Source organism: Nocardioides sp. CCNWLW239 (assembly GCF_037137035.1).
Classification (GTDB): domain Bacteria; phylum Actinomycetota; class Actinomycetes; order Propionibacteriales; family Nocardioidaceae; genus Nocardioides.
The window spans coordinates 149,351-163,646 of sequence record NZ_JBBBNW010000008.1; the positions used below are offsets into that span (position 1 = coordinate 149,351).

Below are 14,296 nucleotides of genomic sequence, written 5' to 3' on the forward strand. Positions count from 1 at the left end.
GAGGTCGAGGCGCTGCCACGGATGGTGCTCACCGTCTCGCTGGTGATCGTCGCCGTCCTCACCGTTGTCGGGGTGGGTGTGTGGTGGCCCGACCGTGCCGCCGTCGAGAAGCTCCAGGGTTCGCAGGAGTTCGTCGCCGATGGTGTCGTCTTCGAGTCGGCCGAGGTGACCTCCGTCTCCGAGCCGTGCGCCCCCGAGGGACAGGCTGATGGGCGGGCCGAAGGCTGCAACCGAGCCTCGGCGAAGCTCACCAGCGGACCCGACACCGGCACCGAGGTGACGGTCACGATCTCGACGCCGATGGCCACCTCCGGTCTGGAGGCCGGTGACGACGTGGAGCTCTCCCGCACGGAGAGGAAGGGAGAGGCGGCGTACGCCTTCTTCGACGTCGAGCGCGGACCGCCGCTGCTCCTGCTGGTCGGCCTCTTCGTGGTCTGTGTCGTGGCCGTCGCGCGGCTGCGGGGCCTGATGGCGGTGCTCGGACTGGGCTTCGCGGGGGCGGTGGTGTGGCTGTTCCTGCTGCCCGCGCTGCTCTCCGGCGAGCCCGCGGCGTGGGTCGCGCTGGTCTCCTCGGTGCTGATCCTCTACGTCGTGCTCTACACGACCCACGGTTTCTCGGTGCGTACGTCGGTGGCGCTCGCCGGCACCCTGGCCGGCGTCACGGTGACCGCGCTGATCGGCACCGTCGCGATCGGCGGGAGCAGGCTGAGCGGCCTCGGCTCGGAGAGCGGGCAGACCCTCTCCTCGCTCGATGCTTCGCTCGACCTGCAGAGCCTGCTGGTGGCCGCGGTGATCATCGCCGGCCTCGGTGCGCTCAACGATGTCACCATCACCCAGGCCTCCGCGGTGTGGGAGCTGCGCGCCGCCGGGCCCTCGACCTCGCGGTGGGACATCTTCCGCGGGGCGATGCGGATCGGCCGCGACCACGTCGCCTCGACGATCTACACGATCGTGTTCGCCTACGTCGGCAGCGCGCTGACCCTGCTGCTGGTGATCCAGCTCTACGACCGCACCTTCTTCTCGCTGCTGACGACCGAGCAGATGGCCGGTGAGATCGTCGCCACGATGGCCGCCGGTGTCGGGGTGGTCCTGGCAATGCCGATCACCACCATCATCGGGGCGCTGACCGTCCCCGGTCCGACGGGTCGGACCGAGGAGGTGGAGTACGACGCGCCTCGCCGTCCGATGGTCCCGCCCCGGCCACACCAGGGCCAGCAGCCGCCCGCCGGGTATCCGCCGACTAGGGTGGGGCCTCGTGAGCAAGCCGGTCCGCACCCCAACACCCCACCCGTCCGGGGCTACCCCGCCCCCGGTCCCCAAGGACCTCGTCCCGGACCACGTGGCGATCATCATGGACGGCAACGGCCGATGGGCCAAGGAGCGTGGCCTCCCCCGGACCAAGGGCCACGAAGAGGGTGAGTCCTCCCTCTTCGACGTCGTCGAGGGGGCCATCGAGATCGGGGTCAAGGCCATCTCGGCCTACGCGTTCTCGACCGAGAACTGGTCGCGCTCGCCCGACGAGGTGAAGTTCCTGATGGGCTTCAACCGCGACGTCATCCGCCGCCGCCGCGACGAGATGAACGAGCTCGGCGTCCGGGTCCGCTGGGCCGGTCGCGCGCCCCGGCTGTGGAAGTCGGTGATCAACGAGCTCAAGATCGCCGAGGAGATGACGAAGCACAACACCGTCTGCACGCTGACGATGTGCGTCAACTACGGCGGCCGCGCCGAGCTCACCGACGCCGCCTCGCGGATCGCGAAGGATGTCGCAGCAGGCCGGCTGAACCCCGACAAGATCACCGACAAGGTCTTCCAGCGCTACCTCTACGTCCCCGAGCTCCCCGACGCCGACCTCATCTGGCGCACCTCCGGCGAGCAGCGCCTGTCGAACTACATGCTCTGGCAGGCCGCTTACTCCGAGTTCGTCTTCACCGACGTCCTCTGGCCCGACGTCGACCGCCGTCACCTGTGGCATGCCATCGAGACGTACGCCTCCCGGGACCGCCGCTACGGCGGCGCCCTCCCCAACCCCGTCTGACCCACCCTCCCCGAGACGACCTTTCGCGCTCAGAAAGTGACGTCCCGGCGCCAGAAACTGACGCTTCGCGGTCAAGAACTGACCTCTCGGGAGGCTGGAGTCAGCGGCAGTCGGTGCAGGTGCCGAAGATCTCCAGGGTGTGGGATACGTCGGTGAAGCCGTTCTCCTCGGCCATGGTCTTGGTCCAGCGCTCGACGGCGGGGCCCTCGACCTCGACGGTGCGGCCGCACTGGCGGCAGACCAGGTGATGGTGGTGGGTGTCGGAGCAGCGGCGGTAGATGGTCTCGCCGTCCTCGGAGCGCATCGCGTCGACCGCGCCGGCCTCGGCGAGCGCGGTCAGGGTGCGGTAGACGGTGGCCAGGCCGACGGCACCGTCGAGGCGGGAGTGGATCTCCTGGGCGGAGTGGAAGCCGTCGTAGGTCTCCAGCGCCTCGGCGACGGCGAGCCGCTGCTTGGTGGGGCGCAGGGCGCCGGAAGGTTCAGTGCTCGTCATAGTGCTCTCCTTCCGCGCCGACGTGCGCCGCGTGACGGTGCCCGTCGTGGATGTAGTCGACGTGGTCGCCGTGCTCGACGGCGACATGTCCGCACTTCTCGCCGTGGTGGTGCGGGTGTTCCTCGTCGACCGGCTTCTCCTCGGGCGAGGTCTCCGGGAACGGGGCCACCAGCGCCCGGCGTCGCCGCAGCCAGGCGCCGACCGGCCAGACCAGGAAGAACCCGGCCAGCGCGACGAGCACGATGCTGGGGCCGGGCTGTACGTTGGCGCCGGTGCGCGACAGCGCGGCCGCCAGCACCAGACCACCGACCGAGGCCACCAGCCCGGCGCCCATCGCACCGAGCAGGGTCATCCGGAACGACCGGGTCAGCTGCTGGACGATCGCGACGGGTACGACCATGAGCGCGGAGACGAGCAGCAGCCCGACGGTGCGCATCGCGATCACCACGCTCAGCGCCGCGAGCACGGCGACCAGGATCGAGTAGAACCGCACCGGGAGCCCGGCGACCTTGGCGTAGTCGGGGTCCTGGGAGACCGCGAACAGCTGCGGCGAGAGCCCGACGCAGATCACGATCAGCACGACCGCGAGGGCCATCGTCACGAGCAGGTCGTCGACCGAGATGGTCAGGATCGAGCCGAAGAGGAACTCCTGGAGCCGTGACGCGCCGGTTCCGGCGAGCCCGGTGACGAAGACACCGCCGGCCAGTCCGCCGTAGAAGAGCATCGCCAGCGCGACGTCGCCTTCGGCGTGCCCGCGCTCGCGGACGAGCTCGATGACGACGGCACCGGCGATCGCCACGACCACCGCGGTCCAGGTCGGCGAGGTCTGGGTCCACAGGCCGATCGCGACGCCGGTGACGGCGACGTGGCCGATGCCGTCACCCATCAGCGCCAGCCGTCGCTGCACGATGTAGGTGCCGACGGCCGGGGCCGCGATCCCGACGAGGAACGCCGCGATCAGGGCGCGCTGCATGAAGGGGACCGAGAAGAGCTCGAGAAGTGTCATCACAGCTCCTTCAGCGGGATGGGGACGGCGGCGTTCTGCTCCGGGGTCGATGCGTCGTCGCAGTGGACGTGGCCGGCGTCGAAGCCTTGGGCATGGACGTCGGCGTCGGTGAGGGGAGGACCGTCGTAGGCCTTGCGGCCGTCGCGCATGACGACGGCACGATCGACCAGCGGTGCGAGCGGCCCGAGCTCGTGGGCGACCAGGACGATCGTGGCGCCGTCGGCCTTGAGCCGTCCGAGCGCCGCGGCCAGGGCGTGCTGGTTGGGCAGGTCGACACCGGCGGTGGGCTCGTCGAGCAGCAGCAGCTCGGGACGTCCGGCGAGCGCCCGGGCGATCAGCACCCGCTGGTGCTGTCCGCCGGAGAGCTGGGCGACACCGCGGTGGGCGTAGGCATCCATCCCGACGATCTCGAGCGCCGCCCGGATCGCGGCCCGGTCGGCGCTGCGCAGCGGCCGCAGCAGCTTGCGGTGGGTGAGTCGGCCGGAGGCGACGACCTCCCAGACCGAGGCCGGTACGCCGCCGGTGGCGGTGCTGCGCTGCGGCACGTAGCCGACCCGCGACCAGTCGTGGAAGCTTCCCAAGGTGCGTCCGAACAGCTCGAGGCGACCGGCCGAGAGCGGGTTGAGGCCGACCAGGGTGCGTACGAGCGTCGACTTTCCGGAGCCGTTGGCTCCCATCAGTGCGACGAACTCGCCACGCTCGACCGTCAGGTCGACATCACGCAGCACGGGGCGCCCGGACAGCGCGACATCCCCGTGCAGCAGCTGCACGGGGACATCAGCGGGGACGGTGCTCTTCCCGGGGAGGTTCACTGACAACCGTTGGCCGCCTTCAGGGCGTCGAGGTTCTGGCGCATGATGGAAAGGTAGTCCTCTCCTTCGGTCTCTGCCGAGAGACCCTCGATCGGGTCGAGCACCGCGGTCTTCAGCCCGAGGTCCTCAGCGAGCGTGTCGGCGAGCGCGGTGCTGACCAGGCGCTCGGAGAAGATCGTGCTCACGCCGTGCTCCTTGGCGTGCTCACCGATCTCTGCGAGCTGGGCCGGGTTGGGCTCGGCGTCGGGAGTCAGGCCGGCGATCGACTCGAACTCCAGACCGTACTTGTCCAGGTAGGCGAAGGCGTCGTGGGAGACCACGACCTCCTTGATCTTGCACTGTGCCAGGCCCGTCTTGAACTCCTCGTCGAGTGCGGTCAGGTCCTCGGTCAGGGCCTTGGCGTTGGCAGCGTAGGTCTCGGCGTTGTCGGGGTCGGCCTTGGCGAGGGCGTCGCTCACGCTCTCGGCGTAGTCGGCCATGAGCGCCGGGTCGTGCCAGAAGTGCGGGTCGATCTCGCCGTGGTCGTGCTCCTCCTCGGCGTGAGCCTCTTCCTCGTCGGCGTGCTCGTCCTCGTGGCCCTCCTCGGCCTTGCGGAGCTCGACGACCTTCTCGACGTCGACCACATCACCCTTGACGTCCTGCTCGATCGCGTCGTCGACGGCGGGCTGGAAGCCGTGCTCGGTGAGGATCACGTCGGCGTCCTGGAGCGCGGCGGTCTGGTTGATGCTGAGCTCGAGATCGTGCGGCTCGACGCCCGGCTTGGTGAGGCCGGTGACGTCGGCGAGGTCACCCGCGACCCGCTTCGCGACGAACTCCAGCGGGTAGAACGCGGCCGCGACCTGGACCTTCTCCGAGTCGGATCCGGAGGCGGAGGAACCGGAGTCGTCGGAGAGTGCGGCGCAGCCGGACGTGAGCAGGAGCGTCCCGGCAGCAAGCAGACCGGCGTAGCGGGTAGTGGGGGTCATGAGAACCATTCTCAGAGATGTTGAGAATGGTTGTCAATTCCTTCCGGGATCCCGAACAGCAGAGGTACGCCGGTCACGCGGGGGAGGTCGACGCGGTTGCACCGCTCGGCGAGCCCCGGGTCGTCCGGCCAGGAGCCGATGATCAGGCCGTCGGGCTCGTACCCGCGAGCACGCAGCGCGGCCACGGTCAGCTCGGTGTGGTTGAGGGTGCCCAGGCCGGCCGCGGTGACGACCACGAACGAGGTGGTCACGCCTGCAGTCCGCAGCGCGTCGGCCAGATCGAGAAGCGTGCCGCCGCCGGTGTCCAGGCGCACCAGCAGGCCACCCGCGCCCTCGACGAGGACGAGGTCGTGGGCGCGCGCCAGGGCCGAGATCGTCGGAACGTACGCAGCGACCGCCGGGATCTCCACCCCGGCCCTCCGGGCTGCGGTGTCCGGCGCGAGTGGCTCCTCGAGCCGGGTCAGCTCGTGGACCTCGATCCCGGTCAGCCGGTGGATCTCGGCGGCGTCGCAGTCGCCGTCGGCGGTGCCGGTCTGCACCGGCTTGACGACCGACACCCGCTCGCCGTTCGTACGCGCCCGCGACGCCAGCGTCGCGGTCGCGACCGTCTTGCCCACGCCGGTGTTGGTGCCGGTGACGATCACCACCCGCGCGGTCATGCCGCGCCTCGGGATGCTGACCGAGTTACCTCGGCGTCGGTGCGCTTCTTTCGTGGAGTTCCGCGAAGAAAGCGCACGCTGACCGAGTTACCTCGGTGAACATCCAGCAGCCCGCTCATCGGACCCCACCCACGATCGCGTCGATGGCCTTGGTGGCCCGGTCCCACTCCTCGGTGGTGACGCCAGCCCCGGCGGTGACCCGCAGCCTGGAGATCCCGTCGGGGACCGAGGGCGGGCGGAAGCAGCCGACGCGTACGCCCTCGGTGAGCAGGTCCGCCTGTGCGGCGACCGCGGCCTCCGGTGAGGGCATCGGCACCGACAGCACCGCGCCGGCGGGCGCCGGCACGCCGAGCGTCGCCGCCAGCCCGGCCACGCGGGCGCGGATGGTGTCGGCGAGATCCGGGCGCGACCGCGCGATCCGTGCCGCAGCGAGGGCCGCGGCGGCCGCAGCGGGGGCCAGGCCGGTGTCGAAGATGAACGGGCGGGCGGTGTTGACGAGATGGTCGAGGACCGCTGGCGGCCCCAGCACGGCTCCGCCCTGGCTACCCAGGCTCTTGGAGAGCGTCGCGGTGACCAGCACGTCGGCTCGTCCGGCGAGCCCGTAGCGGTGGACGAGCCCGGGCCCGTGCACGCCGACGCCGTGGGCCTCGTCGACGACGAGCAGCGCACCGTGCTCTCCGCAGGCCTCGGCGAGCTCGGCCAACGGTGCCTCGTCGCCGAGGACCGAGTAGATCGACTCGGCGAGCACCAGCGTGCGCATCCCGGGACGCGCCACGAGCGCTGCCCGGACCGCGGTCACGTCGTTGTGCGGGACGACGGTCAGCTGAGCCCGGGACAGTCGTACGGCATCGATCAGCGAGGCGTGGATGTGCGCGTCCGAGACGACATGGGCGTTCCTGTCGGCCAGGGCGCTGACGACCGATAGGTTGGCGTGGTAGCCGGTCGAGAAGGTCAGCGCTCCCGGCTGTCCCAGCCAGCCGGCGAGCTCCTCCTCCAGGTCGCCGTGCAGGGTCAAGGTGCCCGTGACCAGCCGGGAGGCACCGGCGCCGGCGCCCCAGAGCATCGCGGCGTCGGCCGCGGCGCGGCGTACGTCTGGGTGACCGGACAGGCCCAGGTAGTCGTTGCCGGCCAGGTCGACGATGTGTTCCGTCGAGGTGGCGTCGTCAGGGCCACGTGGCCGTAGTCGCCGGGTCAGTCCGGCTGCGTCCCGAGCCGTGGCGGACTCCTCGAGCCAGGTCTGCCAGCCCATCTCAGGCCACCTCCGCCGCTGCGCCGACGGCGCGGCAGATGCGGGCGAGGTCGGCCTCGTCGGTGACGTACGGAGGCATCGTGTAGATCAGGTCGCGGAACGGCCGGATCCAGACGCCCTCGCGCAAGGCGGCGTCGGTCGCCTTCGCGACATCGACCGGGTGGTCGAGCTGGACCACGCCGATGGCGCCGAGGACGCGGACGTCGCTGACCCGAGGCAGGTCGGCGAGAGGGGAGAGGCCGGTCGAGAGTGCGCCGGAGACCCGGGCCACGTCCCGCTCCCAGCCTCGAGCCGCCAGCAGGTCGAGCGAGGCCAGCGCGACCGCGCAGGCGAGCGGGTTGCCCATGAAGGTCGGCCCGTGCATGAGTACGCCGGACTCGCTGCGCGAGATCGCGTGCGCGACCTCGGCGGTGGTCAGCACGGCGGCCAGCGTCATGTAGCCGCCGGTGAGCGCCTTGCCGAGGCAGACGATGTCGGGCGTGACCTGCGACGACACGAAGTGGTCGCCGGTGCGTCCGAACCCGGTGGCGATCTCGTCGAAGATCAGCACCAGCCCGTGCTCGTCGGCGATCTCGCGGAGCACGACCAGGCAGCGGTCGTCGTAGACCCACATCCCGCCCGCGCCCTGGACGCGCGGCTCCAGGATGATCCCGGCGAGCTCGTCGGCGTGCGCCTCGGCAACCCGGCGTACGCCTTCGGCCCAGGCCTCCACGTCACCGCCCGGCGCCGGCGGCCGCTCGGCGAAGACCTGCGGTGCCAGCATGTCGGTGAACATCGAGTGCATCCCGCCGACCGGGTCGCACGTGCTCATGCAGCCGAAGGTGTCGCCGTGATAGCCGCCGCGCACGGTCAGGAGCCGGGTACGCTCCGGCCGCCCGCGGCCGCGCTGGGACTGCAGCGCCATCTTGATCGCGACCTCGACGCTCACCGACCCGGAGTCGGCGAGGAAGACGTGCTGCAGCGGCTCGGGGGTGATCTCCACGAGCCGGCGCGCGAGGTCGATCGCGGGAGCATGGGTCAGGCCGCCGAACATCACGTGCGCCATCCGGCCGGCCTGATCGGAGAGGGCGGCGTCCAGCTCGGGCACACGGTAGCCGTGGATCGCGGACCACCACGACGACATCGCGTCGATGACCTCGAGGCGCGTGCCGTCGACGTCGGAGAGGTGCAGGCGTACGCCCTCGGCGCCGGTGACGAGCCGCACCGGCGCCGGGTCGGTCATCGAGGTGTAGGGGTGCCAGAGGTGCTCGCGGTCGAAGGCGAGCAGGTCGGACGCGCTCCCGACGCCCCGATCAAGCGTTGGCAGCGACATCGGTCCCCGCTCCGCGGCGCCGGATCACCGGCCGGTCCTGCTCGTCGTGACCGCCGCAAGCGGACCCGCAGCCGTCGCCGCAGCTGCTGCCGCAGCCACCGCCGGTGGCCCGTCCGGCGACCTTGGCGCGGTGCTCCTCGATGAGCTCGCCGAAGGCACGTTCGTCCATGCCGAGGATGACGAAGCCGTTGTCGCGGAGCATCTCCAGGTCGGCCAGCGCGTCCTGCCCCTCGGAGGTCAGGTAGTCGCCGAGGAAGATCGAGTTGGCGACGTGCAGCGCGGTGGCCTGCAGCGTACGCAGGTGCATCTCGCGTCCGCCCGCGATCCGGATCTCCTTGTCCGGGCAGACGAACCGCGCCATCGCCAGGATCTTCACGCACCGGGTGGGGGAGAGCTCCCAGGTGTTCTCGTACGGCGTCCCGTCGAACGGCATCAGGAAGTTCACTGGGATGGAGTCGGCGTCGAGGTCGCGCAGCGCGAAGAGTGCCTCGACGAGCTGCTCGTCGGTCTCGCCCAGCCCCGCGATCAGCCCCGAGCACGGCGAGAGGCCGGCGTCCTTGGCCTTGCCGATCGTGTCGACGCGGTCCTCGTAGGTGTGGGTCTGGACGATGTTGTCGTGGTGGGACTCGGCGGTGTTGATGTTGTGGTTGTACGCATCCACGCCCGCAGCCTTCAACCGCTCGGCCTGCCCGCCCTTGAGCAGCCCGAGGCAGGCGCAGACCTCGACGCCCTCGTGCGCGTCCTTGAGGGCGGAGGTCATCTCGACGACCTTGTCGATGTCCCGGTCGGACGGCCCGCGGCCGGAGGAGACCATGCAGACCCGGGTGGCGCCACCGCGCAGTCCGGCTCCTGCCTGCTCCAGGGTGTCGTCCTTGGAGAGCCACGAGTATTTGAGGACCGGCGCCTGCGACCCGAGCGCCTGGCTGCAGTAGTTGCAGTTCTCCGGGCACAGCCCTGACTTGAGGTTGACCAGGTAGTTCACCTTCACGGTGTTGCCGAAGTAGACGCGGCGCAGCCGTCCCGCCGCAGCGACGACGGCCATCAGATCTGCGTCCGGGGTACGCAGCACCGTCAGTGCCTCCTCGGCGGTGGCCGCCCCGCCGGACAGGATCCGGTCGGCTAGCTGGTCGAAGGCTGTCGTCATGGGCGGGCTCCTTGGCGATGGCGTAACTGAACGTCGTTCAGGTGAACGGTGTTCAGGTTATGCGGGCGGGCGTGACCCCGCAACGTCGGCCTCCCCATTCGGACGCCTAGGATCACGAGCGTGCGTACCGAGACGATCCCTGGACTGGTCCTCATCGAGCACGAGATCGAGGTGCCGCTCGACCACGTCGGCGGTGGCCCGGAGACGCTGACCGTCTTCGCCCGCGAGGTGCGCCGGCCGGGCGACCGCGACGACCGCGACGCGCTGGTCTTCCTGCAGGGCGGTCCGGGCGGCGAGGGCCCGCGCCCGATCGATCTGCCGATGGCGCCGGGCTGGCTGGACCGAGCCCTGCAGGACTACCGGGTGATCCTCCTCGACCAGCGTGGCACCGGACGGTCGACCCCGATCACCGCGATGTCCGGGATGACCCCGCAGGAGCAGGCCGACCACCTGGCCCACTTCCGGGCCGACTCGATCGTCGAGGACGCCGAGCTCCTCCGCGCCCACCTGGGCATCGATCGGTGGTCGCTGCTGGGGCAGTCCTTCGGCGGGTTCTGCTCGCTGCGCTACCTCTCGACCCACTCCGAGTCGCTGCGCGAGGTGCTCTTCACCGGGGGAGTGCCGCCGGTCGGCCTGCCCGTCGACGAGGTCTACGCCGCGACCTTCGCCCGCACCATCGAGCTCACCGAGCGTCACTACGCCCGCTTCCCCGGCGACCGCGACCGGATGCGCGCGCTCGTCGAGCGCTGCGACGCCGGCGAGATCCGGCTCCCGCACGGCGGCCTGCTCTCCTCCCGCCAGGCGCGCTCCATCGGCAGCCTGCTCGGGATGACCGGCGGCTCCGAGCGGATCCACTACCTGCTCGAGCGTGACCCCGCCGGCCTCGGCTTCGGCCACGAGGTCGCCGCGCTGCTGCCGTTCAGCGGACACTCGCCGCTCTACGTGCTCGTCCACGAGGCCTGCTACGCCGACGGCCAGGCGACCCGCTGGGCCTCCGCGCGGGTCCAGCCCGCGGCGTACGAGGCAGACCCGACCCTCCTCACCGCCGAGCACCTCTTCCCGTGGCACCTCACCGAGGACCCGCTGCTGGCGCCGTTCGCCGAGGCGGCGGACCTGCTCGCCGAGCGGGAGTGGCCGAGCCTCTACGACCCGTCGGTGCTCGCCTCGGTCGACGTGCCGTGCGCTGCGGCGGTTTACTACGACGACCCCTACGTCCTGCGCGAGCACTCGCTGGCCACCGCAGAGCTGGTCCCCACCCTGCGACCGTGGATCACCAACGCCCACCTCCACAACGGTGTCCAGGTCGCGCCCGAGGAGGTCCTCGACCGCCTCATCGGCATGGCCCGCGGGCGGGTCTGACGCCGATGACCCTGCCCGTGACGGCCATCCGCACCGCATCCTTCGTGCTCACCATGGTGCTCGTCGGTCTCCTCTACCCGCTGCTCGCCGCACTGGCCTACGCCGGTCTCCTGATCGCCGCCGCGGTCGGCGACCACGGCGTCGGTGGCCCTCTCGCCGGTCCGGTGCTGGTGCTGCTCGGTGCGGTCGCCGGCGCGGTCTGCGTGGCGGTCGGAGCGCCCGCGGCGATCGCCGCCCGTGTCGTGGGCGGCATCAAGGGCATCCTCGCCGGCGCCGCTGTCCTGGTCGCCCTCGCCGGTGGTGCCACCTGGCTCGCGTGGCTGGTGTTCGACCTGGCGGGCCGACCGTGGGCCGCCGCCGCAGCCCTGCTCGTCGCCTCCGTCCCGGCCGTGCTGGTGCTCGCTCTGTCCGACACCGTCACGAGCCTGGTCACCCAGCTGCCCGCCCGGACGCGGGCGTCTGCCGGTCACGCCTGAGCCGGACCTGTCAGACTCTCGCCCGTGGGCATCGAGGTGAGGGCGTACGACCCGGCGTGGCCGATCCGTTTCGAGGAGGTCGCCGCGACCCTGAGGAGCGCCTTCGCGGACGGGCCGGAGGCGCGCGTGGAGCACGTCGGCTCGACGTCGGTCCCAGGGCTGGCGGCCAAGCCCGTCCTCGACATCGACATCATCGTCGCGCCGGAGGACGTCCCGGCCGCGGTCACCGCCCTCGAACGGATCGGCTACCGCCACCGTGGCGACCTCGGGGTCGCCGGCCGGGAGGCGTTCTACGCCCCTGACACCGATCCGCGGCGTCACGTCTACGTCTGCGCGGCGGGCACCCTCAACGTACGCAACCACCTCGCCGTCCGCGACGTCCTCCGCCGGCGCGACGACCTCCGCGACGAGTACGCCGCGGTCAAGCTCGCCCTGGTCGCCGACCCGACCATGGACATCGATACCTACATCGCCGGAAAATCCGACGTCTTGCAGAAGGTCCTCGCCCTCGCCGACCTCACCGCCGACGAGCTCAGCCAGATCCTCTCGCTCAACGACCCGAGCCGCTGATGTCTCACACTCTTCCGACCCATGTCGGTGTCGTGATGGACGGCAACCGCCGGTGGGCCAAGAAGGCGGGCTTCGCGAGTCCGGGAGCCGGGCACGACGTCGGAGCCGCCCATGTCGAGGACCTCTTGGAGTGGTGCACGCGCTGGCGGATCGACCACCTCACCTCCTACGTCCTCTCCGCCGACAACATCCGGAAACGACCGAAGTCCCAGGTCGAGCACCTGTTCGGCATCCTCACGGAGAAGCTCCCGCGGACCGTCGTACGCAGCGGCCGCTGGGCCCTCCACGTCTCCGGTGACCTCTCGCTCCTGCCCGATGACGCGGCCGACGCGCTGCGTGGGGCCGAGCGTGAGACCGCCGACCGCCCGGCGCACCTCACGATGGCGATCGGCTACGACCCGCACGGTGACATCGTCGAAGGCATCCGCCGCGCGCTCGCCGCAGGTGCCACCGAGATCGACGAGCAGGCCATCACAGCCGCTCTCCCCGGCGGCCCGGTCAAGGAGATCGACCTCGTCATCCGCACCAGCGGCGAACAACGTCTCTCCGGCTTCTTCCCCTGGCAGACCGCCCACGCCGAGATCGTCGTCAGCGAGAAGCTCTGGCCCGACTTCACCGCCGCCGACTTCGCCAACGCCCTTGAGCTCTACGCCGCGAGACAGGTGGGCGACGTAGCGGGCTGACCAGCGGCTCGAGGTCTGCACCACAACCGTGCACATGCGTGAAACTCCCGCGTCGGACCGGCGGCTGGTGCGTCAGAACCCCACATATGCGCTGTTCTGGCACGTCTTCGACGTCACCGCGGCAGTGCCTCGCCGGATCACTTCACTGCGCGAGCTGGTGACGGCGTAGGCGTTCAGAGGCGCAGGGCGTGGGCGGCCATCCGGTAGGCGACCGCGGCTGCTTCGGCATCGTGCAGGGACTCGTCGGCCAGTGCCACCTCCGCGTGCGCGCGGATGCTGACCGCGGGGTCGTCGGTGAGCAGGTCGGCGCAGAGGCCGGCGACCACGTCGCCTGAGTCGTGGTCATCGAGCTCGTCGAGGACGCCTCCGAGATCGAGCAGCATCGCTGCCTCCTCGAAGATCTCCCGCAGGGTCTCCTCATCGACCTCGACGCCGGGTCGTGCCGCTGCCACGGCCGCCAGCTCGAGGATCGGTGTGAGCCGGGGGTCCAGGTCCTGCATCGCCATGGTGCCCAGCATGAGCCTCCCGGCCCTGGCGGGCAACGGGTCAGTCGAGGTCGTCGAGGTTCAGGCCCATCGGTGACTGGCCGGGGATCTCGCCGGAGGCGACGACGGCCTTCGTGAGCGGTCGCAGGAGAGCGATGAGCTCGTCGATCTCGGCCGGCTCCAAGGACGCGTACGCCGTGGCGGCAAGCGCATCGGTCGTGGACTCGATCTCGGCCTTCGTCTCGCGGCCGAGGTCCGTGAGGGAGTCGCCGGAGTCGGTGACGAGCTCACGGGAGCGCAGGCCGGCGACGAGGGCGGACCACTCGGTCTCGTGGATGTTGCGGGAGGTGGCGTAGGCCGACGGGGACAGCCCGGTGGCGAGGGCGTGGAAGACGTGGGACTCGCGGCCGCCGATCCCGGCGGTGAGCAGAGCGGAGATGTGACCGTCGCCGCGGTGCTCGCGCAGCAGCGTGGCAGCGTCCCAGAGAAGGGCGAGTGGATCCTCGGCGACGGAGAGCGAGCGCAGCGCGGCGTACAGGGGCCGACCCTCCATCGGGGCACCGAGAGCGGCGCGCGAGGCGAGCGCGGCGGCCCGGGCGACGTCGTCGGAGTCGGCGAGCGGACCGAGCTGGCGGCGGAGCGCCGCGATCGCTCCCGAGCGCCTCGCCTCGTGCGCCGCCTCGGGCGGTGCGAAACCCCAGGCGTCGGGAAGCGCGCGGGAGACGTGGGAGAAGGCGAAGTTGTAGAAGACCGCATGGACGACCTCGGCCGGGACGACCCCCAGAGGAGCGGAGCGAGCGGCGAAGTAGCCCATCCAGTAGCCGCGGTAGCCGGCGTCCTTGAGCAGGGCGATCGGTTCGGGCGAGAAGTAGCCCACCGCATGGATCGGCTCGAGCAGCTTCCACAGACGACGCGCACTGGGCTCCATGGCGGACGACGTTAGCGCCACTCGCCCGATCGGCCGAGCGAATTGGCCCAGCGAATTGGCCCCGCGGGCGGCGTACATAACAAGATGACACCACGGATACGATTTCCGTGGATCCCCCAG

Annotated in this window: 16 protein-coding genes and 1 pseudogene; 7 read left to right on the forward strand and 10 right to left on the reverse strand. The window is 70.9% G+C overall.

All coding sequences use genetic code 11. The features are described 5' to 3' along the window. Positions 1–300 precede the first annotated feature (300 nt). Both WBG06_RS24240 and WBG06_RS24245 read left to right on the forward strand, forming a co-directional pair. Positions 301–1,110, forward strand: a pseudogene (locus tag WBG06_RS24240) (YibE/F family protein); the annotation flags it as partial. Between the two features lie 145 nt (positions 1,111–1,255). Further along, positions 1,256–2,035, forward strand: a complete 780-nt coding sequence (locus WBG06_RS24245) for an isoprenyl transferase (RefSeq protein ID WP_336740027.1) — start codon at positions 1,256–1,258, stop codon at positions 2,033–2,035. 100 nt (positions 2,036–2,135) lie between these two features. Here WBG06_RS24245 and WBG06_RS24250 read toward each other — a convergent pair whose 3' ends face one another. From WBG06_RS24250 to bioB, 8 genes are all read right to left on the reverse strand, one after another. Beyond that, positions 2,136–2,528 carry a Fur family transcriptional regulator gene (locus tag WBG06_RS24250; RefSeq protein ID WP_336740028.1) on the reverse strand — a complete coding sequence of 131 codons (393 nt, stop codon included), beginning with the start codon at positions 2,526–2,528 and terminating at the stop codon, positions 2,136–2,138. Next, a complete protein-coding gene (locus WBG06_RS24255; RefSeq protein ID WP_336740029.1) occupies positions 2,515–3,534 on the reverse strand; it encodes a metal ABC transporter permease in 1,020 nt (339 codons plus the stop codon). Before WBG06_RS24255 ends, WBG06_RS24250 begins: the two co-directional genes overlap by 14 nt. Next, positions 3,534–4,346, reverse strand: coding sequence for a metal ABC transporter ATP-binding protein (locus WBG06_RS24260; RefSeq protein ID WP_336740189.1), 813 nt, complete (start codon positions 4,344–4,346; stop codon positions 3,534–3,536). The genes WBG06_RS24255 and WBG06_RS24260 overlap by 1 nt, the downstream gene beginning before the upstream one ends. Continuing rightward, positions 4,343–5,311, reverse strand: a complete 969-nt coding sequence (locus WBG06_RS24265; RefSeq protein WP_336740031.1) for a metal ABC transporter substrate-binding protein — start codon at positions 5,309–5,311, stop codon at positions 4,343–4,345. Before WBG06_RS24265 ends, WBG06_RS24260 begins: the two co-directional genes overlap by 4 nt. Before the next feature lie 11 nt (positions 5,312–5,322). Further along, a complete protein-coding gene (gene bioD / locus WBG06_RS24270) occupies positions 5,323–5,970 on the reverse strand; it encodes a dethiobiotin synthase (RefSeq protein ID WP_336740033.1) in 648 nt (215 codons plus the stop codon). Between the two features lie 115 nt (positions 5,971–6,085). Next, on the reverse strand, positions 6,086–7,219 hold the full coding sequence (locus WBG06_RS24275; protein WP_336740035.1) for an 8-amino-7-oxononanoate synthase: 1,134 nt from the start codon (positions 7,217–7,219) through the stop codon (positions 6,086–6,088). 1 nt (position 7,220) lies between these two features. Next, the gene (locus WBG06_RS24280) at positions 7,221–8,531 is read right to left on the reverse strand and encodes an adenosylmethionine--8-amino-7-oxononanoate transaminase (RefSeq protein ID WP_336740037.1); all 1,311 of its coding nucleotides are present in this window, start codon (positions 8,529–8,531) and stop codon (positions 7,221–7,223) included. After that, positions 8,512–9,675, reverse strand: coding sequence for a biotin synthase BioB (bioB, locus tag WBG06_RS24285; protein WP_336740039.1), 1,164 nt, complete (start codon positions 9,673–9,675; stop codon positions 8,512–8,514). The genes WBG06_RS24280 and bioB overlap by 20 nt, the downstream gene beginning before the upstream one ends. A gap of 120 nt (positions 9,676–9,795) precedes the next feature. On the opposite strand from bioB, the gene WBG06_RS24290 reads away from it, so the two are divergent. Genes WBG06_RS24290 through WBG06_RS24310 form a run of 5 tightly spaced genes read left to right on the forward strand, consistent with a single transcriptional unit; the run spans position 9,796 to position 12,932 of the window. Further along, positions 9,796–11,034, forward strand: coding sequence for an alpha/beta fold hydrolase (locus WBG06_RS24290; RefSeq protein WP_336740041.1), 1,239 nt, complete (start codon positions 9,796–9,798; stop codon positions 11,032–11,034). A gap of 5 nt (positions 11,035–11,039) precedes the next feature. Continuing rightward, the gene (locus WBG06_RS24295) at positions 11,040–11,510 is read left to right on the forward strand and encodes a hypothetical protein (RefSeq protein WP_336740043.1); all 471 of its coding nucleotides are present in this window, start codon (positions 11,040–11,042) and stop codon (positions 11,508–11,510) included. Between the two features lie 24 nt (positions 11,511–11,534). Further along, positions 11,535–12,080 carry a GrpB family protein gene (locus WBG06_RS24300; RefSeq protein WP_336740045.1) on the forward strand — a complete coding sequence of 182 codons (546 nt, stop codon included), beginning with the start codon at positions 11,535–11,537 and terminating at the stop codon, positions 12,078–12,080. Continuing rightward, positions 12,080–12,763 (forward strand): polyprenyl diphosphate synthase, encoded by a 684-nt coding sequence (uppS, locus tag WBG06_RS24305; RefSeq protein ID WP_336740047.1) that lies wholly within the window; start codon positions 12,080–12,082, stop codon positions 12,761–12,763. Before WBG06_RS24300 ends, uppS begins: the two co-directional genes overlap by 1 nt. A 34-nt stretch (positions 12,764–12,797) precedes the next feature. Continuing rightward, the gene (locus tag WBG06_RS24310; RefSeq protein ID WP_336740049.1) at positions 12,798–12,932 is read left to right on the forward strand and encodes a hypothetical protein; all 135 of its coding nucleotides are present in this window, start codon (positions 12,798–12,800) and stop codon (positions 12,930–12,932) included. A gap of 4 nt (positions 12,933–12,936) precedes the next feature. Here WBG06_RS24310 and WBG06_RS24315 read toward each other — a convergent pair whose 3' ends face one another. Next, on the reverse strand, positions 12,937–13,269 hold the full coding sequence (locus WBG06_RS24315) for a hypothetical protein (RefSeq protein ID WP_336740051.1): 333 nt from the start codon (positions 13,267–13,269) through the stop codon (positions 12,937–12,939). 40 nt (positions 13,270–13,309) lie between these two features. Further along, on the reverse strand, positions 13,310–14,176 hold the full coding sequence (locus WBG06_RS24320) for an SCO6745 family protein (RefSeq protein ID WP_336740054.1): 867 nt from the start codon (positions 14,174–14,176) through the stop codon (positions 13,310–13,312). Between the last annotated feature and the right edge of the window lie 120 nt (positions 14,177–14,296).